We start from the raw sequence: 20,329 nt of genomic DNA, 5'->3' as shown, positions 1-20,329 counted from the left end.
CATGGCCGGGGTGATCAGCATTGTCGGCGGTGGCATGGTTGGTGCCAGCCTGGCGCTGGCACTGCAGCGCAGCGATGCCGGGCGTGACTGGCGCATCCGCCTGATCGAGGCGCTGCCGCCCGCTGCCAATGCCTGGCAACCCAGTTACGATGCCCGTTCCACCGCCCTGTCCTGGGGCAGCAGCCAGCTGTTGCGCGAACTGGGTGTGTGGTCGCAGCTGGCCGAGCGTGCCGAGCCGATCCGCCATATCCATGTGTCCGACCGTGGCCATCCCGGCATGCTGCGCATGCATGCCGAGCAGGAAGGGGTGCCGGCACTCGGCTATGTGGTGGAGAACGCCTGGCTGGGCCAGGTGCTGCTTGGCGCCCTGGATCAGCAGCGCATCGACTGGCTGGCGCCGGCGCGGGTCACCGCCCTTCAGCCGGCTGATCAGGGCTATCGACTGCAGGTCGAGGGTGACGGCCAGTCGCACTGGCTGGATACCGACCTGCTGGTGCTGGCCGATGGTGGCCGTTCCGGACTGCTCGAGCAGTTGGGGATTCACCGTCAGGCGCGACCCTACGGGCAAACCGCGATCATTGCCAACGTCAGTACCAGCCGCGCCCATCAGGGCGAAGCTTTCGAGCGATTCACCGCCGATGGCCCGATGGCCCTGCTGCCGCTGGTCGAGCAGCGTAGCGCGCTGGTCTGGACCCTGCCCGAGGATCAGGCCCGGCAGGTGCTGGCATTGACCGATGCGGCCTTTCTGCGCCGCCTGCAGGAGGCCTTTGGCTATCGCCTTGGCGAACTGTTGCGGGTTGGCGAGCGTTCCAGCTACCCGTTGCAGCTGATCGAAAGTGACGAGCAGGTGCGCCCGCATCTGGTGGTGCTGGGCAATGCAGCGCACAGCCTGCATCCGATTGCCGGACAGGGCTTCAACCTGTCGCTGCGCGATGCCATGGCGCTGGCCCGGCATATCCGGCAGGCGTGGGCAGAACAGGCCGCCCCTGGCGAACTGGCGCGGTTGCAGGCCTATCTGGTCGAGCAGCGCGATGACCAACGCCTGACCATCGACTTCAGTGATCGCCTGACCCGGCTGTTCAGCAACCGCCAGACCCTGCTGGGGGTGGGTCGTACCCTGGGCTTGCTCGGGTTGGATCTGCTGGCACCGGCCAAATCCCTTTTTGCCCGCCGCGCCATGGGCCTGCGCAGCTGATACGGAGAGCCTGTCATGCAATTCGATGCGGATGTGATCATTGTCGGTGCCGGCATGGTCGGTGCCACCCTGGCCAATGCGCTGGCCGACAGCCCGCTGCGGGTGTTGCTGGTGGACGCGCTGGATCTGCAGCAGCGCTTGCCGGTGCAGCCCGGCGCCTCCGGCTACGAGCCGCGGGTCAGCGCCTTCAGTGCTGCCTCCGAACGTATCCTGCAACGCCTTGGCGTCTGGCAGCGGCTGCCGCCGGAGCGCCTGTGCGGTTACCGGCACATGCGCGTATGGGATGCCGAGGGCACTGGTGCGATAGCCTTCGATGCCGAGGCGTTGGGTGAGTTGCGCCTTGGCCACATCATCGAGAACACCCCGGTGCAGCAGGCGTTGCTGGATGCGCTGCAACAGACGCCGGTGCGCGTACAGGGCCAGCGGCGCACCCGGGTGCTGGTCAAGGAGGATGCAGGCTGGCGGCTGGAGTTCGAACAGGGCGAGGCGCTGCGCACACCTTTGCTGGTAGCAGCGGATGGCGCCCAGTCGCGGGTTCGTGACCTGGCCGGCTTCGAGATGCGCGAATGGGATTACCTGCACCACGCACTGGTCACCACGGTGCAAGTGGAGCAACCGCATGCCGATACGGCCTGGCAGCGTTTTTTGCCGAGCGGCCCGCTGGCTTTCCTGCCGCTGCCGTCGCGCGATGGCCGGCACTATTGCTCGATTGTCTGGTCGCTGCTGGCCGAGCCGGCCGAGGCAATGATGGCGCTGGACGATCAGGCCTTTGCTGCGGCGCTCAGCGAAGCCATCGAGCAGCGGCTCGGGCGGGTGCTGGCAGTGGATCGGCGCTACCGCATTCCGCTGCGCCAGCGCCATGCCAAACGCTATGTGATGCCGGGACTGGCACTGGTTGGTGATGCTGCCCATAGCATTCACCCGCTGGCCGGGCAGGGCGTCAACCTGGGCATGCTGGATGCTGCCTGTCTGGCCGAGGTGCTGATGCAGGCGCAGTCGCGCGGCGAATCCTGCGCCGAACTGCAGGTGCTGGAGCGTTACCAGCGCCAGCGTATCGGACACAATCTGGGCATGATGGCGGCGATGGAGGGCTTTGAGCGGCTGTTCCATGCGGAGGCGCTGCCGCTGCGCTGGTTGCGCAATGCCGGGATGAACTGGATGGACGGCCATGGCGTCCTCAAGGCGGCGATCATTCGGCGCGCCATGGGGCTGGAGGGTGACCTGCCGGCACTGGCCAGGGGCTCGCTTACAGTCTAGGCGGATGTGACGAGAGGACGCAGTTGCAACTATAAAGGTGAATCATTATCATCTACGGCAAGTCCACCATCACGAGGCTTCATCATGTTCCTCAAGCGTTCTGCCGTCATTGCCAGTCTGGCCCTGGCCAGCTTTACCGGGTTTGCCCAGGCCAAGGAGTTGGTCGTCTACTCCGCTCGCCAGGAGCACCTGGTCAAGCCGGCCTTCGATCTGTACACCGAAACCACCGGCGTCAAGATCAACTACATCACTGATGGTGAAGCGCCGTTGCTGGCGCGTCTGCGTGCCGAGGGTGCCAACACCCGCGCCGACCTGCTGATTACCGTGGATGCCGGTAACCTCTGGCAGGCCGAGGAGCAGGGCGTGCTGCGTGCAGTCAAGTCGGACGTGATCGAGGCCAATATTCCTGCCCAGTACCGTTCCAGCAACGGCCAGTGGACCGGCTTGTCGCTGCGTGCACGGACCATCGTGTATTCCACCGAGCGGGTCGATCCGGCCAGCCTGAGTACCTATGAAGCGCTGGCTGACGATGCCTGGAAGGGTCGCATGTGTCTGCGCACCTCGAAGAAGGTGTACAACCAGTCGCTGACCGCGACCATGCTGGAAACCCTGGGTGAGCAGAAGACCGCTGAAATCATCCGTGGCTGGGTCGCCAATCTGGCAACACCGGTGTTTGCCAACGACACCGCGCTGGTAGAGGCAATTGATGCAGGCCAGTGTGATGTAGGTATCGTCAATACCTACTACTTCGGCCGTCTGCAGAAAGACAAGCCGGGCATCAAGGCGGCGCTGTTCTGGCCGAACCAGAATGATCGCGGGGTGCATGTGAACATTTCCGGTGCCGGTGTTACCAAGCACTCGAAGAACCCCGAAGAGGCGATCCGTTTCCTCGAGTGGCTGACCACCGAGCCGGCCCAGCGGGTATTTGCCGACATCAATCAGGAGTTTCCGGCCAACACAGCGCTGGCGCCCTCCGAAGAGGTGGCGGCCTGGGGGCCGATGAAGACCGACACCATCAACGTCGAGGTGGCAGGGCGTCGTCAGGCCGAGGCAGTGATGCTGATGGATCGCCTGCGTTGGGACTGAATTGCGTCTGATCAATATTCGCGTTTGACAATGCGTTTATACTGCACGCCCGGCCATAGTGCCGGGCGTGTGTTTTTCTGATCCGGAGTTGCCGTGCTGCCCAAGAGCCTGCCCGACCTGCCACACTGGCGCCTGCTGAGTTATTTCAGCGCGGCGCTGGTGATGATGCCGCTGCTGGTGCTGCTGCTGAGCTGGCAGCAGGTGGACAGCATGATCTGGGGGCATCTGCTGCAGACCCAGTTGTTCAGGCTGATCGGCAATACCCTGGTGCTGGTTGGTGGTGTGGGCGTTGGTGTGGTGCTGCTGGGGGTGTCACTGGCCTGGTTGACCAGCATGTGCCAGTTTCCCGGCCGGCGTTACTTCGACTGGGCGCTGATGCTGCCCTTTGCTGTGCCGGCCTACGTGCTGGCTTTTGTGATGATCGGTGTGCTGGATTTTGCCGGGCCCTTGCAAACCTGGCTGCGCAGCTGGCTGGGCAACGACTTCCAGCTGTGGCCGGTGCGTTCGACTGGCGGGGTGGTTATCGGTCTGGTGCTGGTGTTCTACCCCTACGTCTACATGCTGGCGCGCAGTGCCTTTATGGCGCAGGGCCGCGGGCTGATGGAGGCGGCGCGGATTCTCGGGCTGACCCCCTGGCAGGGTTTTCTGCGGGTGGCCTTGCCGATGGCGCGCCCGGCCATCGGTGCCGGTGCGGCATTGGCGATCATGGAGACGCTGGCTGACTTCGGCGCGGTCTCGGTGTTCAACTACGATACCTTCACCACGGCCATCTACAAGACCTGGTACGGTTTCTACAGCCTGCAGACCGCCACGCAGCTGGCCTGTCTGCTGCTGCTGTTTGTCTTTCTGGCCCTGTTTGCCGAACGCCGGGCGCAAGGCAGCAAGCGCTTTCCGGCGCTGGACCGGCCGCGTGCCGGTGCGCTCTACCAGTTGACCGGCTGGCGCGGCTGGCTGGCCACCGGGTTCTGCCTGCTGGTGCTGATGGTGGCCTTTATCATCCCGGTGGCGCAGCTGCTCTGGTGGTTGTTTGGCAGCGGGCTGGGGGATCTGGACAGTCGCTGGTGGGCGGTGATCCGCAATACCCTGATGCTCGGTGCCATGGCGGCTTTAATGACCGTAACGCTGGCGATACTGCTGGTGCTGGCGCGCCGCCTGCAACCGCTGCGGCGGGTCAAGGCAGCGGTGGCGCTGGCCAATCTGGGCTATGCACTGCCCGGTTCGGTGCTGGCGGTCGGCATCATGTTTGCCTTCAGCTTCCTCGATAACCAGTTGCTGATTCCGCTGCGTCAATGGCTGGGTAACGAGCAGGCCGGACAGTTGCTGCTGGGCAGCCTGTTCGCGCTGTTGCTGGCCTACCTGATCCGCTTTATGGCGGTTGCCCACGGGCCGCTGGATACCGCGCTGGCGCGAATCCGCCCGTCGCTGCCGGAGGCCGCGCAGAGCCTTGGGCAGAATGGCTGGGCGGTGTTCTGGCGGGTCTACCTGCCGTTGCTGCTGCCCGGTGTGCTGAGTGCTGCACTGCTGGTGTTCGTCGATGTGCTGAAGGAAATGCCAGCCACCCTGCTGATGCGTCCCTTCGGCTGGGATACCCTGGCGGTGCGCATCTACGGCATGACCACCGAAGGCGAGTGGGCGCGCGCGGCCCTGCCGGCGCTGACCCTGGTAGCGGTCGGCCTGCTGCCGGTAATCGTACTGATCCGCCGCTCGGCACGCGGGTATTAGGGAAACACTAACTAATTGCAGTGAGCCGGAAAGCGCAATCCCCGGCAAGCGGTTCTGGACCGTCGATAGCCAGGGATGGCTAGCGGCGAGCCCCCAGGGATGGGTTTACGGCGTGTCCGGAACCGCTTGCCGGGGATTGCGCGTGCACTGTAATTATTTGGTCCGAAGTCCCCCACCCCGTCAACCGACCAGCCGTCATCCACAGGCCGAGACAGCGCCGAACAATCTGGCTACAATTCGCCCTTTCCGTCGGGTGGCTGCATGCCGTCATCCGTGTCCAACCTGATCCGTGATTGAAGGAAGGCGCCATGGGCCTGCGTACCCCCCTCTATGATTGCCATCTGGCTGCTGCGGCCAAGATAGTCGACTTCGGTGGCTGGGACATGCCGCTGCACTACGGGTCGCAGGTCGAGGAGCACCATTTGGTGCGCCGTGACCTGGGCATGTTCGATGTGTCGCACATGTGCGTGGTGGATGTCACCGGCAGCGAGGCTACAGCCTTTCTGCGACACCTGCTGGCGAACGATGTCGAGCGCCTGAAACTGGTCGGCAAGGCCCTGTACAGCGCCATGCTCAACGAGCAGGGCGGGGTGATCGATGACCTGATTGTCTACCTGACCGCCGACGGCTACCGGCTGGTGGTGAATGCCGGCACCCGCGACAAGGACATCCAGTGGATGACTCGTCAGGCTGAAGGTTATGCTGTGCGCGTTGAACCGCGTCTGGATCTGGCCATGCTGGCGGTACAGGGGCCGCGCGCCCGTGAGGTGGTGGCCTCGGTGGTCAGCGACCGGCGTGCCGCGCTGATCAATGACCTCAAGGTGTTCCAAGGGCTGCCGGAGGGCGACTGGTTTATTGCCCGTACCGGCTACACCGGGGAAGACGGCCTGGAAATCATGCTGCCGGCCGGCGAGATTGCCGAGCTGTGGAACACCCTGCTGGCCGAGGGCTGCAAGCCCTGCGGGCTGGGTGCGCGGGATACCCTGCGGCTCGAGGCGGGCATGAACCTGTATGGCTCGGATATGGACGAAACTGTCTCGCCGCTGGCGGCCAATATGGGCTGGACCATTGCCTGGGAGCCGGACAGCCGTGACTTTATCGGGCGCAAGGCGCTTGAGGCGCAACGTGCCGCCGGCGACCAGCCGAAGCTGGTCGGGCTGGTATTGACCGAGCGTGCGGTGCTGCGTGGTCACCAGAAGGTGCTGGTGCCAGGTGTTGGCGAAGGTGAAATTACCAGCGGCAGCTTCTCACCGACCCTTGGCTGCTCGATTGCCCTGGCCCGGGTGCCGGCGGCCACCGCCGAGCAGGCCCAGGTCGATATTCGCGGCAAGCTGCTGGATGTGCGGGTGATCAAGCCCGGTTTCGTGCGTCACGGCAAGGCCGTGTTCGAATAATCATTTTATTGTCCCTGTCGAGGATTCTTCCATGAGCAACATTCCCGCCGATCTGCGTTATGCCTCCAGCCACGAGTGGGTGCGCGTCGAGGCCGATGGCACTGTCACCGTCGGCATTACCGATCACGCCCAGGACCTGCTCGGCGATGTGGTGTTTGTCGAGTTGCCGGAGGTCGGTCGCCAGCTGAAGGCTGGTGAAGAGTGTGCGGTGGTCGAGTCGGTCAAGGCCGCCTCGGACATCTACGCTCCGCTCAGCGGCGAGGTGGTGGCGATCAACGAGGTGCTGGTGGATGCCCCGGAAACCGTCAATGGCGACCCCTACGGTGCTGCCTGGTTCTTCCGTATCCAGCCCGCCGACAGCGCCGAACTGGACAAGCTGCTGGACGCCGACGGTTACGGCGCCTCGCTCTGAGCCAGCGTCCGGCCAGCACTGCCAGCGTCGGCTGACGCTGGTGTTTTCTCAGGCCCCGTCATGCACGGGGCCTTTGTACTTATCCATGCGTGCAGGTGAATACCCATGAGTCACACCCCGAGTCTCCGCGAGCTGGAACAGACCGATGCCTTTATCCGCCGCCATATCGGCCCGGATGCCGCCGAACAACAGGCCATGCTGGAGACCCTCGGCGTCCCCTCGCTGGATGCGCTGATCACCGAAACCGTCCCCGGCAGCATCCTGCGCAGCGAGCCGCTGGCGCTGGGTGAGCCGCGCAGCGAGGCCGAGGTGCTGGCCTACCTGAAGGCGGTTGCCGGACGCAATCAGGTGTTCACCTCCTGTATCGGCATGGGTTACCACGGCACCCTGACGCCCAACGTGATCCTGCGCAATGTGCTGGAAAATCCGGGTTGGTACACCGCCTACACGCCCTATCAGCCGGAAATCGCCCAGGGCCGTCTGGAAGCCATTCTCAACTTCCAGCAGCTGTCGATCGACCTGACCGGCATGGAATTGGCCAGCGCCTCCTTGCTGGACGAGGCCACCGCCGCCGCCGAGGCCATGGCGCTGGCCAAGCGTCAGGCCAGGAGCAAGAGCAACCTGTTCTTTATCGACCGTGACTGCCACCCACAGACCATCTCGGTGGTACAGACCCGCGCCGAGGCCTTCGGCTTCGAAACGGTGGTGGATGATGTGGCCAATCTGGGCGCCCATCAGGTGTTCGGCGGCCTGCTGCAGTACCCGACCACCTGGGGCGAGATCCGCGACCTGCGTCCGCTGATCGAACAGTTGCACGCGCAGAACGCGCTGGCCTGCGTCTCCGCCGACCTGCTCAGTCTGGTGCTGCTGACGCCGCCGGGCGAGCTGGGTGCCGATGTGGTGTTCGGCTCGGCCCAGCGTTTCGGCGTGCCGATGGGCTACGGCGGCCCGCATGCGGCCTTCTTCGCCACCCGCGATGCCTACAAGCGCGCCATGCCGGGCCGCATCATCGGCGTGTCGGTGGACAGCCGTGGCAAGCGTGCGCTGCGCATGGCGCTGCAGACCCGCGAGCAGCATATCCGCCGGGAAAAGGCCAACTCGAATATCTGTACCGCACAGGTGCTGCTGGCCAATATCGCCAGCTTCTACGCGGTCTACCATGGGCCGGAAGGGCTGAAAACCATCGCCCGCCGGGTGCAGCGGCTGACCGCGATTCTGGCCGCCGGCCTTGAGGCCTGTGGCATCCGCCGGGTCAACCGGTACTTCTTTGATACCCTGACCCTGCAAGTGCCGGGTCGTGCCGCCGAGATTGCCGAGCGCGCCCGTGCTGCCCGCATCAACCTGCGGCTGATCGATGCCGACCAGTTGGGTGTCAGTCTGGATGAAACCAGCACCCGCGCCACCGTCGAGCAACTGCTGGCCTGCTTTGCCGGCGATGCCCACGGCCAGCAGATCGAGCGTCTGGATGCCGCTATTCAGGGCGAGCCGGGGATTCCGCAGGAACTGCAGCGCCAGTCGGCCTTCCTCAGCCATCCGGTGTTCAACAGTTACCACTCGGAAACCGAGATGCTGCGCTATCTGAAGTCGCTGGAAAACCGCGACCTGGCGCTGAACCATTCGATGATTCCGCTCGGCTCCTGCACCATGAAACTGAATGCCACCGCCGAGATGATCCCGATCACCTGGCCGGAGTTCGGCCAGCTGCACCCCTTCGTGCCGCGTGAGCAGGCCGCCGGCTACACGCAGATGATCGGCGAACTGGAGAGCTGGCTGCGCGAGATCACCGGTTTCGATGCGATCTGCATGCAGCCCAACTCGGGCGCGCAGGGCGAATACGCCGGCCTGCTGGCGATCAATGCCTATCACCAGTCGCGTGGCGAGGGGCACCGCAATGTCTGCCTGATCCCGACGTCGGCGCACGGCACCAACCCGGCCTCGGCGATGATGGTCAGCATGCGCGTGGTGCTGGTGGCCTGTGACGAGCAGGGCAACGTGGATATCGAGGACCTGCGCCTGAAGGCTGCCGACAATGCCGACAACCTGTCCTGCCTGATGATTACCTATCCCTCGACCCACGGGGTGTACGAGGAAGGCATCCGCGAGATCTGCCAGATCATCCACCAGCACGGCGGTCAGGTGTACATGGACGGCGCCAACCTGAATGCCCAGGTGGCCCTCAGCCGTCCGGCGGACATCGGCGCCGACGTGTCGCACATGAACCTGCACAAGACCTTCTGCATCCCGCATGGTGGCGGCGGTCCGGGCATGGGGCCGATCGGCGTCAAGGCGCATCTGGCGCCCTTCGTCGCCAATCACCCGGTGGTGCAGCTGGATGGCCCGCAGCCGGGCAATGGTGCGGTCAGTGCCGCGCCCTGGGGCAGCGCCAGCATTCTGCCTATCAGCTGGACCTATATCGCCCTGATGGGCGCGCGCGGCCTGCGCCAGGCCACCGAAGTGGCGATCCTGAATGCCAACTATCTAGCCAGGCGGCTGGGCGAGGCCTACCCGGTGCTTTACAGCGGCCGCAATGGCCGGGTGGCGCACGAGTGCATCATCGACATCCGCCCGCTCAAGGCCGCTTCCGGGATCAGCGAGGAGGATGTCGCCAAGCGCCTGATGGACTTTGGCTTCCATGCCCCGACCATGTCCTTCCCGGTGGCCGGCACCCTGATGATCGAGCCGACCGAGAGCGAGTCGAAGGCCGAGCTGGATCGCTTTGTCGACGCCATGCTGACCATCCGTGCGGAAATCGCCCGGGTCGAAAGTGGCGAGTGGAGTGCCGAGGACAACCCGCTGCACAACGCCCCGCACACCCTGGCTGATATCACCGGTGACTGGCAGCGCGGCTACTCGCGGGAGCAGGCGGTATTTCCGCAGCCCTGGGTGGCGGCCAACAAGTTCTGGCCGGCGGTCAACCGTATCGACAACGTCTACGGCGACCGCAACCTGTTCTGCGCCTGCCCGCCGCTGGAAGACTATCAGGCCTGAGGTGCACCCGCCCTGTCGCCGGGCTGGCGGCAGGGCTGGTGTTGTGGTTACCCGTGGGGGTAGAGTCAATGGATGGAAGACAGCGAGATCTGCCCGATGAAAAAATCCCCTGCCAATGCAACTGGCGCCGACAGCAACAACCAGCTGCGGCTGTGCCGGGTTGGCATAGACACCTACCGCGAAAACGTCGCCTACCTGCACCGTGACTGTGCCATCTACCGCGCCGAGGGCTTCCAGGCACTGGCCAAGGTCGAGGTGCGCGCCAATGGCCGGCGCATTCTGGCCAGCCTCAACGTGGTGGATGATCCGCGGATTGTCGAGTGCAACCAGCTGGGGTTGTCCGAGGATGCCTTTGCCCAGCTGGGGGCTGAAGAGGGACACCCGGTCAGCGTCTCGCCGGCCGAACCGGCCACCTCGATTCCGGCCTTGCACCGCAAGATTGCCGGCGAGCGCCTGAGTCGTGCGGACTTTGCCGGGATAGTCCAGGACATTGCCGAGCACCGTTACTCGAAGATCGAACTGACCGCCTTTGTGGTGGCCTGCAACCAGGGCGAACTCGATCGCGAGGAGGTGTTCTTCCTCAGTGATGCCATGAGCCGGGTCGGTCGGCGGCTGGACTGGCAGGAACACCCGGTGGTCGACAAGCACTGTATCGGCGGGATTCCCGGTAACCGTACCTCGATGCTGGTGGTGCCGATTGTCGCGGCGCACGGCATGCTCTGCCCGAAGACCTCGTCGCGGGCCATCACCTCGCCAGCCGGCACCGCCGACACCATGGAGGTGCTGGCACAGGTCGAAATGCCCTTCGAGCAGCTCACCGAAATCGTCCACCGACATCGTGGCTGTCTGGCCTGGGGCGGTACCAGTGACCTGTCGCCGGCGGATGATGTGCTGATCTCGGTGGAGCGCCCGCTGTCGATCGACTCGCCGGGGCAGATGGTCGCCTCGATCCTGTCGAAGAAGGTCGCCGCCGGCTCCACCCATCTGCTGCTGGATATTCCGGTGGGCCCCTCGGCTAAGGTGCGCTCGATGCCCGAGGCACAGCGCCTGCGCAAGCTGTTCGAGTTCGTTGCCGGGCGTATGGGGCTGACCATCGATGTGGTAATCACCGATGGCCGCCAGCCGATCGGCAGCGGAATCGGTCCGGTGCTGGAGGCGCGGGATGTGATGCGGGTATTGATGAATCACCCCGAGGCGCCCAACGACCTGCGCCAGAAATCCCTGCGTCTGGCCGGGCGCATGCTCGAGTTCGATCCCGATGTGCGCGGCGGCGACGGTTTTGGCATTGCCCGCGACATCCTCGATTCCGGCCGTGCGCTGGAGCGCATGCGGGCGATCATTGAAGCCCAGGGTATGCGCGATTTTGACCCGGAAAATCCGCCGCTGGCGGCGCTGGCCTTCGAGGTCCATGCGCCGGCCGCCGGCTGCGTGATCGGTATCGACAACCTGCAACTGGCGCGCATCGCCCGCAGTGCCGGCGCACCGCGCTCCCAGGGCAGCGGTGTCGATCTGCTGGTCAAGCTGGGTGAAAACGTGACTGCCGGACAGCCGCTGTATCGAGTGCACGCCGCCTATCCGACCGAGCTGGCGTTTGCCAGAGCCGCCTGCGAGCGCGCCTCCGGCTATACGCTGGGTGAGCGTGGAGAATTCAGTCCCCTTAATGTGGAGTTTTGATGGACGCACAACTCTTGTATCTGCCCGAGGAACGGGCCGCCGCCGAACGACTGGCCAGTGTCTGCGGGATTCCTGCCGCCGAAGTCAGCAGTCACCGCTTCCCCGATCAGGAGCTGCGCCTGACCCTGCCCTGGGCTGAGGATCAGCCGCTGCCCGAGACGCTGGTGCTGTACCGCTCGCTGGACCGTCCCAACGACAAGCTGGTCGAGCTGCTGCTGATCGCCCGGCATGCCCAGTCCCTGGGTATCCCGCGTCTGCTGCTGGTGGCGCCCTATCTGGCCTATATGCGCCAGGATATTGCGTTTAATCCCGGAGAAATCGTCAGCCAGCGCATTGTCGGACAGTTTCTTGCCGAGCTGTTTGACGGGGTGATAACGGTTGATCCGCACCTGCATCGCATCAGCCACCTGAGTGAGGCGATACCGCTGGCGGACGCCATCGCCTTGTCCGGTGCGCCGCGCCTGGCGGATCTGATCGGTCAGCGCCGCCAGCAGCCGCTGCTGATCGGCCCGGATGCCGAATCGGCACAGTGGGTGGAACTGGCGGCGGCGCGTATCGGCTGTGACTACGCGATATGCAGCAAGGTCCGGCATGGCGATCGGCAGGTCGAGGTGAGCCTGCCGGTGCTGGATGTCAGCGGCCGTCAGGTAGTACTGATGGATGATGTGGCCAGCTCCGGACGCACCCTGGCGCGGGCCTGCGAACAACTGCTGGTGGCCGGTGCCGCCTCGGTGGATGTGGCGGTGACCCACGCGCTGTTTGCCGGCGATGCGCTGCAGGAGATACATGCGGCCGGGGTCGGCGAGGTATGGAGCACTGATTGTATTGCCCACCCGAGCAATGCCATCGATATGTCACCAGTACTGGCCGAGGCCTTGCTGCGGCTACTGCGTTGAACTGACGCCATTGTCGGCGGTCTTCAGCTGGTAGTCGCTGATTGGCTGCGAGGGTACGAGATGATTGAAAAACTTTTCCAGAGCAGCCGCTATCTGGTGCTGGTGGCGGTGCTGACCTCGGCGGTTTCGTCGCTGATTCTCTATCTGCTGAGCATCAATGTGGTTGGGCATATGCTGCTGGATCTGGTGGAGCAAATACCAAGTGGCCCGGATGGCGGAAAGCTGGTTGCGGTTCGTCTGCTGAAAGTGCTGGATCTGTTGTTTATCGCTATCACCTTTCAGATCATCGCGGTCAGCCTGTTTCGGATTTTCATTACGCCGATGCGGGTAGAGGATAGCGCCTTCCTGCGTGCGCTGAATGTGAAAAGCTTCCACGATCTGAAGATAACCCTGCTGCAGGTATCCATGGTTATTCTGATGATCCTGTTTCTGGAGCAAGCGGTGGAGGCTGGCGGTTCGCTGGAAACCCTGTATTTCGGAATAGCGGTCGGGCTGGTTACCTTCTCAGCGGTATATGCCTGCAAGGCACTGAAGTAGACAGGTTTCAGTTGCTCATCTGCTGCTGGCGTGCCCTGTGCACCAGTGCCTGAAACAGGCGGCGCTGACGGCGTTGCAGCAGCAGAAACTCCGGATGCCACTGCACGCCCAGCAGGAAGGGATGGTCCTTTGCCTCAACCGCCTGGATGATGTTGTCCAGATCGCGGCCACTGACCTGCAGTCCCTCGCCAACCCGGTCGATGGCCTGATTGTGCAGGCTGTTGATGCGTCCTTGCGAGGTTTCAAGTAATTGCTGTAGACGACTGCCCTCGGAAACCAGCAGGGTTTTCAGCGGCAGGACGGTCCAGCGGTTCGAGGTCATACGCCGGTGCGAGCGTAACTCTTGCAACAGGTTGCCGCCGCAGCGAGCGTTCAGCAGTTGTGCCCCACGGCAGATGCCCAGCAGTGGCAGGCGCTGTTGCAGCGCATGGTCGATGATCGCCGCCTCAAGTGCGTCGCGTTCAGGATCATGTCTTGGCTGTATTTCCGGCTCGGCGGCATACAGCACCGGGTCTATGTCGTGGCCGCCGGTAATCACCACGCCGTGGTGGCCGATCGTTTCCAAGATATCCCCAGGCCTGACCTGTATGGGCCGGGCGCCGTAGCGGTACAGGGCTGCCGCTACCAGCCAGCGTGGCGCCAGGGCGCCGCGACCTGGTCCGGTCACCAGAATGGTCGGACGCATCAGCCTGACCCGGTCAGCCACTGCTGTTCGACCTGTGCCGGCCAGTCATCCAGTAGTCGCATCAGTCCGCCGTCCAGATGCTCCAGACAGGCCCGTCGACAGGCGGCCAGTCGCTGTGGCTCAGCCGCCAGCCGTTCGACCTGCAGCCAGTCCTCCCAGGCATCGCGCACACCCCAGCCAGGCTGGTCGATACGGCAGTCGGGCAGACGGTAGTGAAAGGTCGGACGTGCCTTGATGCGCGAGTCGTCGATGGCGCGTGTAACCCGTTGCTCATCAAGGTGGCGAAACAGCGGCAGCATGTCGAGCGCCCGGTTGCGGGTCGGGTTGTATTGCAGGTAGTCGTCGATCAGGGTTGGCAGGTCCGGCTGGTAATTGTCGTCCAGCACCCGTTGCAGGTATTCTGCGGGGAAGGGGTCGACATAGCTGGTCAGGCGCCGGGTCAGGTCGATATCACAACGCTGGCGCAGCCAGTCATGCAGGCAGAGGAAGGCTTGCAGGTGAGCCAGCAGGCTGGCGGCAGAGCTGTCAGCCACCTCCGGATTGAGTTGCATGCCAAAGGCATTGGTCAACTGGTCGCCGGTGCCCTTGGCACCGGCCACACGCAGTCGCTCAATCAGTCGGTCGACCTGGGGCAGGCGCTCCAGCGGCAGTGGCGGACTGACCAGTTCCAGCGGCACCAGCGCCTCCGACAACCAGGCCAGTACAGCCTCCGCAGAGCTCATCAGCTCATCACTGAGCTGGTTGTTGTCGCGTTGTTCACGACCAAGCTGCTTGAGCAGCGCAAAGTCCAGCTCGACTACCCAGTCTCCGGCTGGATCACCAACGAGGGTCCGCTCGTAGCGGCTGCTGTGTTCTATCCGGCAGTCGAGAAAGTCCGCTGCCAGTTCGGCCAGCCGGTCGAGAGACAGGCCGTTCATCTCCAGTTCGACACCTATCCTGCGTTGTTTGCCGTCTTTGCCATGAGTGTGTGGCGGCATCGGGTAGTTGTGACTGTCCATGGGGCTCTCCAGTGTTACGACGGGCAGGCAGTAAGCATGCTGCATACAGCCGGTAACCGGTTGGTGTAGAATTGCCTTGTGCTCACTCCACAGGACAGTTCAGGGTCTTTTGTCATCAATGAGCAAAACCGCCGATTTTCGTGCCATAGAAAGGCAGCTTGCCGAGCAGCTGGCAGCACTTGAGCGCAAGCAGCCATCACGCCAGCCATTCTCCGAACAGTTGCAGACATTGATGCGCGAGTACAGCCTGTCTGCCGCTGATGTAGCGGCCATTCTCGAGTCCTCCCAAGACTGACATCTCTGCTGTGGCCGGGTCAAAGCCTCCTTCCTTCCTTGCGCGGCGACAGTGACTGTTGTCGGGCAATCTCAGGCCGCAGCTTCGTAGTTGCGCTATTGATTGTTTCATATTGTTACCGCCCCAAAGGTTTCATGCTGGCCGAATGCCGGTTATCATTGGGGTGTCATTGAATAAATCAATCAGAAGATAAAAGATTGGAGCAAAATACTATGGCAAACGAGCATGATGCCGCCGATGCCAGGCAGGCCACCGAGATGGCTGATGGCATTCCTGCGCCGACAGGGGCAGCCAACCTGATCGATACCGACTATGTGGTGGGTCAGGACAACTTTTCCGGTGGGATTACCATACGGCTGGATATACACAGCGTGGTGTTTCTGGTCTCGGCATTCAGCATCGTACTTTTTGTTGTACTGACGCTGGCACTCCAGGCGGAGGCTGCCGCCGTGTTTACCAGCATGCGCGGCTGGCTGACCACTAATCTGGCTTGGTTCTTCATTGGTGCTGCGAATATTTTTGTGGTGCTGTGTCTGGCACTTATCGTTTCGCCACTGGGCAGGGTTCGCATTGGTGGGCGGGACGCTACGCCGGACTTCTCCCGCCTGGGCTGGTTTTCCATGCTGTTTGCCGCTGGCATGGGCATTGGCCTGATGTTTTATGGCGTCTCCGAGCCGATGTCACATTACGCAACCGCCTATGCTGGTGTGTCGGTTGGCGAGGATGGGCTGCGCACCGACTGGGCACCTTTGGCAGGCGCCGCCGGTGATAGTGAGCAGGCCCTGCGGCTGGGCATGGCGGCCACCATATTCCATTGGGGGCTGCATCCCTGGGCAATCTACGCGATTGTGGCGCTGGCGCTGGCGTTGTTTTCCTTTAACAAAGGATTGCCGTTAAGCGTGCGCTCGATCTTCTATCCGATTCTGGGCGAGCGGGTCTGGGGCTGGCCCGGGCATGTGATCGATATTCTGGCAGTATTTGCCACCATCTTCGGGCTGGTGACCTCCCTTGGCTTCGGCGCCGAGCAGGCAACGGCGGGACTCGGCTATCTGTTTGGCTGGTCGACCGGCAATGTCACCAAGGTACTGCTGATTGTCGGCATCACGGCGATTGCGCTGCTGTCGGTGCTGGCCGGTCTGGACAAGGGCGTGCAGCGGCTATCGCAGCTGAATATGGGTCTGGCTTTTGCCCTGCTGTTGTTCATCATTCTGGTGGGACCGACGCTGGCGATACTGGGCGGCTTTTTCAGCAACCTCGGCAGCTACCTGACACACCTGCCGGCACTGTCGAACCCGATCGGGCGTGAGGATGCCAACTTCAGTCAGGGCTGGACCGCCTTCTACTGGGCCTGGTGGATCAGCTGGTCACCCTTTGTCGGCATGTTTATCGCGCGGGTCAGCCGTGGTCGTACGGTTCGTGAATTCCTGATTGCCGTCTTGCTGGTGCCGTCGCTGGTATCGGTATTGTGGATGAGCGCTTTTGGGGGCACGGCGATTGACCAGCTTGCCGGCAGCGGTTTTACCGCCGTGCGCGATGCCGCGCTTGAGCTGCAGTTGTTCGTGATGCTCGGTGAGTTGCCACTCACAGCCATAGCGTCTTTTATCGGCATCGTGCTGGTGGTGGTGTTCTTTGTTACGTCGTCGGATTCAGGGTCGCTGGTAATTGACACCATCACCGCGGGCGGCAAGGTCAATGCCCCGGTTCCGCAACGGGTGTTCTGGGTGATCATCGAGGGTGTGTTGGCGATTGCCTTGCTGCTGGGCGGCGGCCTGGTCGCTCTGCAGGCAATGGCAGTATCTACCGGGCTGCCCTTTACCCTGGTGCTGCTGGTTGGCTGTGTGGCGATCGTCAAGGGCCTGATGAGTGAGCCGCGCGACTAGCGCGGCTGTTCAGCTCCAGAAGTTGCGCACAGGCTGTTGCGGGTCGAAATGGGTGGCGACCTGTGCTTGCAGCAGTTCGGCAGTAGCCAGCGCATCGCTCAGGGCGTGGTGTGCCGGGTACAGCGGCAAACCGTAACGCAAGCGGCTGTCAGCCAGCCGGATCGAAGCGGGCTGGCGGCCCAGCAGCCGCGCCAGCATGCCCGGCTGACGCCTGCCTCGGTGCAGGCGGGCCTCCAGCTCCATGCTGTCGATCAGTGGAAACTGCAACCCCTCGGCAAAGCGCCGGCGCACTGCCATGTCGAGAAAACCGCGCTCAATGGTGCGGTAATGCACCACCATCACCTTCCCGCGTAACTGCTGCAACAACTCGTCCATGACCTCGTCAAGCGAGGGCGCCTGGCTGATCTCGCTGTGGGTGATGCGATGGAAGGTCACCGATTCCGGACTCAGTGGGGTGTCCGGGCGAACCACCCGGTACCAGGCATCGGCGCAGCGAATCCTCTGTAGATCAAAGGGCATCAGCCCGATGCTGACAATCGAGTGCCGGCGCGGGTCCAGGCCGGTGGTTTCCACATCCAGAGCGACCAGCGGCACTTCAGCCAATGGTGTGTCGGCTGACACGCAGCCACTCTGGTAAAAATCGCGCAAACCGGGCGCGCGGGCAGTCTGTCCAAGGCTGGCCAGCAGGCGCTGCCAGTCCGGGCCTCGCGGTTGGGGGGGGGGCGGCCTCACAACTTGCGTACCGCAGGCAGGCTGGGATAGCGGAAGCGCAGGAATTTCTGCGCATTGCTCAATACCTGGAAGGCATCCTTGAGGCTGTGGCGTTCGGCGGCGGAAATCTTTTCCGGCTCGATATCGTTATCCGGCTCGCGTCCCGCCTCGATATCCATGGCTTGATGACGTATCCGTACCAGACTGAGAAACTCCAGGGCATAACGCAATTTTTCCACTGACTCCGGCGGCATCAACTTTGTGGCGGCAATCGCATCCAGCCGTTCAAAGGAGTTCTGTGCCTTGCTGCCACAGGCCAGCGCATGCACACGGATCAGGTCGGTGAGGGGGGCGGTGCCACGGCGCTTGAGGTTGATGATGTTGTTCTGTTCGCCGTCCTTTTCCATCACAAAGGTGCGGAAGATTCCCAGCGGCGGTGTGCGGTTCAGCGCATTACGCGCCAGCGCCGCGAGGAATGGCTCGTTGCGTGCAGCCTGTTCGGCCAGCAAATCACGCAGGCTCTCTGCCAGCTCGATTTCGCCGGCTACCGGGTCCAGGTCGAAGAAAATGCTGCTGTTGAGCAGGGCTTCCGGGTTGGGGCGGCGAATCCAGTCGCTGAAATAGTTCTTCCACACGCGCAACGGCTGGCGCCATTGCTCATTGCTGGCCATGATGCCGCCCTTGCAATGGGTGTAACCGCAGGCGGCCAGACCATCACAGACGAACTCCGCCAGTTGCCGGAAATACTCGCCATGCAGCGCCGGGTCATAGCTGTCATCGAGGATCAGCGCATTGTCCTGATCGGTGACCACCAGTTGCTCGTCGCGCGCCATTGAGCCGTGGGCCATAAAGCAGTAGGGAACGGGAGCTGGCCCGAAGCGCTCATGCGCCAGTTCCAGCAGGCGCTGGGTAAAGCCGCGCCCGATGCTGGACATGGATCGACCGATCATTTGAGCAGTGGCCTGATCATTGACCATGCGGACATAGGTGGCACGCACATCCGGCTGCAGCGCCGCCAGATCCTCAATGCTGTGCTTGTTAAAGATGTTGGTAACCAGATACAGGCTGCTCTGGGTCTCGTAGCGGATAATGTCGGAGAGACTGATAACACCCACCGGACGCCGCCGGTGCAGGATCGGCAGGTGATGGATGTTGTGCCTGAGCATGCACAGCATGGCATCGAACACCGAATCGTCATCCTGCACGGTAATTGGATCGCGCGACATCACCTCGCAGATCAGGGTGCTGGCGGGCAGGCTTTCGGCTACCACCCGGGTGCGAAAATCACGGTCGGTGACAATGCCGACCATTTGCGGTCCCTGGTGCGCGATGTCAGTGCCCTCGGCCGCCACGACCATCAGCGAGGAAATGCTCTGCTCGGTCATGATCTGTGCGGCCTGTTGCAGGGTGGCATCTTCCTGTACGGTCACCGGCAGCCGATTGATCAGCGTGCGCACGCGGATGTTCTGCAGTTCGCTGGCTTTGCCCTGATTGGTGATTGCCGACTTCAGCGGTGACTGACCTTCAGCGCCAACAAACTCGGCAAAACCGTCGTGCTCGTCACATAACTGCTGGAACAGTACATCGGGAATAAAATAGATCAGCGTGTCTTCGATGGCGCGTACCGGAAAGCGCGTACGGTTATGCCGAAGCAAACCGGCCTGACCGAAGAAGTCTCCCTCACCCAGCCGGTTGTACAGATCCCCGTTGCGCCGCTGCACCTCAACGGCTCCGCTGCGGATGTAGTGCAAATCGGTAATCGGCTGGGCAAATTCGAGAATTTGCGTGCCCGCTTTGAAATAGCCGATCTCAACCTGTCTTGCGAGGTCTGCCAGCGTGTCCTCGGGCAGACCGTCGAAGGGCGGAAAACGGCTAAGATGGTCGCGAATCTCGATCAGTTCGACCTGCATGGCGGCCTCGTTGGCTGGGTGGGCAACACAGGTTAACAGCGGCCCGAGCCAAGGAAAACCTTGGGCTGGCGCAGACCAGGCCTTGGTCTCTAACCGTGATCCTGACCATGCTGCATCTGGTGCTGATGCTGGTGGTCCTGCTGATGTTCCTGCATTTGCGGCATGCTGTGCTGGCGAGGAGGCTGGTCGCCGCGGAAATTCTCGAAGTTCAGATCGGCATAGGCAAACAATCGGCCGCCATGACGCTCGGAAAACGCCTTGGCATCCGGGCGCGAAGAGAAGGGCGCCGGCGAATGGCCCATGGCCCCCGGCTGGTCATGACCGATCACATAGATCGCATCTTCTGCGGGCATCCAGGCATCGTCCGCCGGCTCGTGCCAGCTGGTGCGCGACAGGTCGTGCACCATCAGCAGACTGATGGCTGGCGCTGATTCCGGCTGCCAGGCCCAGGACAGCATGTCATGTACCGAACAGAAAGGCAGAATGCGGCCGTCGCGCAGGCAAGCCTGAGCCTTCGGACCCGGGTAGTTGACAATGGTCATGCCGCACAAGGCGCAGTCATGCTCATCAGTAAGAATCAACGGGGTGCAGCTGGCGGCCTGGTTGCCACCGTCGCCACTGCAGCCAACCAGTTTCAGTACCGGTACGCTGGCCAGCAGCAGGAGCATCTGTCGACGATTGATCATGGG

At 63.0% G+C, this 20,329-nt stretch carries 17 protein-coding genes; 12 read left to right on the top strand and 5 right to left on the bottom strand.

Annotated features, from left to right (window positions below):
- The first annotated feature begins 1 nt into the window (after position 1).
- The 10 genes from ubiH (at position 2) to BMZ23_RS12020 (ending at position 13,161) form a co-directional block, all read left to right on the top strand.
- Positions 2 to 1,195 (top strand): 2-octaprenyl-6-methoxyphenyl hydroxylase, encoded by a 1,194-nt coding sequence (gene ubiH, locus BMZ23_RS12065; protein ID WP_093477682.1) that lies wholly within the window; start codon positions 2 to 4, stop codon positions 1,193 to 1,195.
- A gap of 15 nt (positions 1,196 to 1,210) precedes the next feature.
- On the top strand, positions 1,211 to 2,452 hold the full coding sequence (locus BMZ23_RS12060) for an FAD-dependent monooxygenase (protein ID WP_093477680.1): 1,242 nt from the start codon (positions 1,211 to 1,213) through the stop codon (positions 2,450 to 2,452).
- A gap of 84 nt (positions 2,453 to 2,536) precedes the next feature.
- Positions 2,537 to 3,538 carry an extracellular solute-binding protein gene (locus tag BMZ23_RS12055; protein ID WP_093477677.1) on the top strand — a complete coding sequence of 334 codons (1,002 nt, stop codon included), beginning with the start codon at positions 2,537 to 2,539 and terminating at the stop codon, positions 3,536 to 3,538.
- Positions 3,539 to 3,700: 162 nt separating this feature from the next.
- Complete coding sequence (locus BMZ23_RS12050) at positions 3,701 to 5,260, top strand: ABC transporter permease (protein WP_093477777.1); 1,560 nt, start codon at positions 3,701 to 3,703, stop codon at positions 5,258 to 5,260.
- Positions 5,261 to 5,568: 308 nt separating this feature from the next.
- Positions 5,569 to 6,654 carry a glycine cleavage system aminomethyltransferase GcvT gene (gene gcvT, locus BMZ23_RS12045; RefSeq protein ID WP_093477674.1) on the top strand — a complete coding sequence of 362 codons (1,086 nt, stop codon included), beginning with the start codon at positions 5,569 to 5,571 and terminating at the stop codon, positions 6,652 to 6,654.
- Positions 6,655 to 6,685: 31 nt separating this feature from the next.
- Positions 6,686 to 7,066 carry a glycine cleavage system protein GcvH gene (gcvH, locus tag BMZ23_RS12040; RefSeq protein ID WP_093477671.1) on the top strand — a complete coding sequence of 127 codons (381 nt, stop codon included), beginning with the start codon at positions 6,686 to 6,688 and terminating at the stop codon, positions 7,064 to 7,066.
- Positions 7,067 to 7,171: 105 nt separating this feature from the next.
- Positions 7,172 to 10,054 carry an aminomethyl-transferring glycine dehydrogenase gene (gene gcvP, locus BMZ23_RS12035; protein WP_093477670.1) on the top strand — a complete coding sequence of 961 codons (2,883 nt, stop codon included), beginning with the start codon at positions 7,172 to 7,174 and terminating at the stop codon, positions 10,052 to 10,054.
- A 96-nt stretch (positions 10,055 to 10,150) separates the two neighbouring features.
- Positions 10,151 to 11,728, top strand: coding sequence for a thymidine phosphorylase family protein (locus tag BMZ23_RS12030; protein ID WP_093477774.1), 1,578 nt, complete (start codon positions 10,151 to 10,153; stop codon positions 11,726 to 11,728).
- Positions 11,728 to 12,624, top strand: coding sequence for a ribose-phosphate diphosphokinase (locus BMZ23_RS12025; protein ID WP_093477669.1), 897 nt, complete (start codon positions 11,728 to 11,730; stop codon positions 12,622 to 12,624). The genes BMZ23_RS12030 and BMZ23_RS12025 overlap by 1 nt, the downstream gene beginning before the upstream one ends.
- A gap of 60 nt (positions 12,625 to 12,684) precedes the next feature.
- Positions 12,685 to 13,161: a YqhA family protein gene (locus BMZ23_RS12020; protein ID WP_093477666.1), complete on the top strand. Its 477-nt coding sequence runs from the start codon at positions 12,685 to 12,687 to the stop codon at positions 13,159 to 13,161.
- A 7-nt stretch (positions 13,162 to 13,168) separates the two neighbouring features.
- On the opposite strand, the gene BMZ23_RS12015 is transcribed toward BMZ23_RS12020, so the two are convergent.
- Both BMZ23_RS12015 and BMZ23_RS12010 read right to left on the bottom strand, forming a co-directional pair.
- Entirely contained in the window at positions 13,169 to 13,846 is a 678-nt protein-coding gene (locus tag BMZ23_RS12015) for a gamma-glutamyl-gamma-aminobutyrate hydrolase family protein (protein ID WP_093477663.1), read from the bottom strand.
- Positions 13,846 to 14,844, bottom strand: a complete 999-nt coding sequence (locus BMZ23_RS12010; protein ID WP_093477660.1) for an amidoligase family protein — start codon at positions 14,842 to 14,844, stop codon at positions 13,846 to 13,848. The genes BMZ23_RS12015 and BMZ23_RS12010 overlap by 1 nt, the downstream gene beginning before the upstream one ends.
- 118 nt (positions 14,845 to 14,962) lie before the next feature.
- Here BMZ23_RS12010 and BMZ23_RS14990 point away from each other — a divergent pair, with 118 nt between their 5' ends.
- A complete protein-coding gene (locus BMZ23_RS14990; protein WP_177197282.1) occupies positions 14,963 to 15,139 on the top strand; it encodes a hypothetical protein in 177 nt (58 codons plus the stop codon).
- A 212-nt stretch (positions 15,140 to 15,351) separates the two neighbouring features.
- The gene (locus BMZ23_RS12005; RefSeq protein WP_093477657.1) at positions 15,352 to 17,019 is read left to right on the top strand and encodes a BCCT family transporter; all 1,668 of its coding nucleotides are present in this window, start codon (positions 15,352 to 15,354) and stop codon (positions 17,017 to 17,019) included.
- A gap of 9 nt (positions 17,020 to 17,028) precedes the next feature.
- On the opposite strand, the gene BMZ23_RS12000 is transcribed toward BMZ23_RS12005, so the two are convergent.
- From BMZ23_RS12000 to BMZ23_RS11990, 3 genes are all read right to left on the bottom strand, one after another.
- Positions 17,029 to 17,751: a 3'-5' exonuclease gene (locus tag BMZ23_RS12000; protein WP_093477655.1), complete on the bottom strand. Its 723-nt coding sequence runs from the start codon at positions 17,749 to 17,751 to the stop codon at positions 17,029 to 17,031.
- Positions 17,748 to 19,640 (bottom strand): DUF294 nucleotidyltransferase-like domain-containing protein, encoded by a 1,893-nt coding sequence (locus BMZ23_RS11995; protein WP_093477652.1) that lies wholly within the window; start codon positions 19,638 to 19,640, stop codon positions 17,748 to 17,750. The genes BMZ23_RS12000 and BMZ23_RS11995 overlap by 4 nt, the downstream gene beginning before the upstream one ends.
- An 89-nt stretch (positions 19,641 to 19,729) precedes the next feature.
- Positions 19,730 to 20,326: a nitrous oxide reductase accessory protein NosL gene (locus BMZ23_RS11990; protein ID WP_093477650.1), complete on the bottom strand. Its 597-nt coding sequence runs from the start codon at positions 20,324 to 20,326 to the stop codon at positions 19,730 to 19,732.
- Positions 20,327 to 20,329 lie beyond the last annotated feature (3 nt).

Source organism: Halopseudomonas yangmingensis, from assembly GCF_900114825.1.
Lineage (GTDB): Bacteria > Pseudomonadota > Gammaproteobacteria > Pseudomonadales > Pseudomonadaceae > Halopseudomonas > Halopseudomonas yangmingensis.
The sequence above is the reverse complement of the archived record's forward strand: the minus strand, read 5'-3'. Positions and strand labels throughout refer to the sequence as shown.

Excerpts from the sequence above, each read along its gene's own strand:
- BMZ23_RS12030 (WP_093477774.1), top strand. The coding sequence starts at position 10,151 with ATGAAAAAATCCCCTGCCAATGCAACTGGCGCCGACAGCAACAACCAG.
- ubiH (WP_093477682.1), top strand. The coding sequence starts at position 2 with ATGGCCGGGGTGATCAGCATTGTCGGCGGTGGCATGGTTGGTGCCAGC.
- BMZ23_RS11990 (WP_093477650.1), bottom strand. The coding sequence starts at position 20,326 with ATGATCAATCGTCGACAGATGCTCCTGCTGCTGGCCAGCGTACCGGTA.
- BMZ23_RS12055 (WP_093477677.1), top strand. The coding sequence starts at position 2,537 with ATGTTCCTCAAGCGTTCTGCCGTCATTGCCAGTCTGGCCCTGGCCAGC.
- BMZ23_RS12050 (WP_093477777.1), top strand. The coding sequence starts at position 3,701 with ATGATGCCGCTGCTGGTGCTGCTGCTGAGCTGGCAGCAGGTGGACAGC.
- BMZ23_RS11995 (WP_093477652.1), bottom strand. The coding sequence starts at position 19,640 with ATGCAGGTCGAACTGATCGAGATTCGCGACCATCTTAGCCGTTTTCCG.
- gcvT (WP_093477674.1), top strand. The coding sequence starts at position 5,569 with ATGGGCCTGCGTACCCCCCTCTATGATTGCCATCTGGCTGCTGCGGCC.
- BMZ23_RS12010 (WP_093477660.1), bottom strand. The coding sequence starts at position 14,844 with ATGGACAGTCACAACTACCCGATGCCGCCACACACTCATGGCAAAGAC.
- BMZ23_RS14990 (WP_177197282.1), top strand. The coding sequence starts at position 14,963 with ATGAGCAAAACCGCCGATTTTCGTGCCATAGAAAGGCAGCTTGCCGAG.
- BMZ23_RS12005 (WP_093477657.1), top strand. The coding sequence starts at position 15,352 with ATGGCAAACGAGCATGATGCCGCCGATGCCAGGCAGGCCACCGAGATG.
- BMZ23_RS12060 (WP_093477680.1), top strand. The coding sequence starts at position 1,211 with ATGCAATTCGATGCGGATGTGATCATTGTCGGTGCCGGCATGGTCGGT.
- gcvH (WP_093477671.1), top strand. The coding sequence starts at position 6,686 with ATGAGCAACATTCCCGCCGATCTGCGTTATGCCTCCAGCCACGAGTGG.
- BMZ23_RS12020 (WP_093477666.1), top strand. The coding sequence starts at position 12,685 with ATGATTGAAAAACTTTTCCAGAGCAGCCGCTATCTGGTGCTGGTGGCG.
- gcvP (WP_093477670.1), top strand. The coding sequence starts at position 7,172 with ATGAGTCACACCCCGAGTCTCCGCGAGCTGGAACAGACCGATGCCTTT.
- BMZ23_RS12015 (WP_093477663.1), bottom strand. The coding sequence starts at position 13,846 with ATGCGTCCGACCATTCTGGTGACCGGACCAGGTCGCGGCGCCCTGGCG.
- BMZ23_RS12025 (WP_093477669.1), top strand. The coding sequence starts at position 11,728 with ATGGACGCACAACTCTTGTATCTGCCCGAGGAACGGGCCGCCGCCGAA.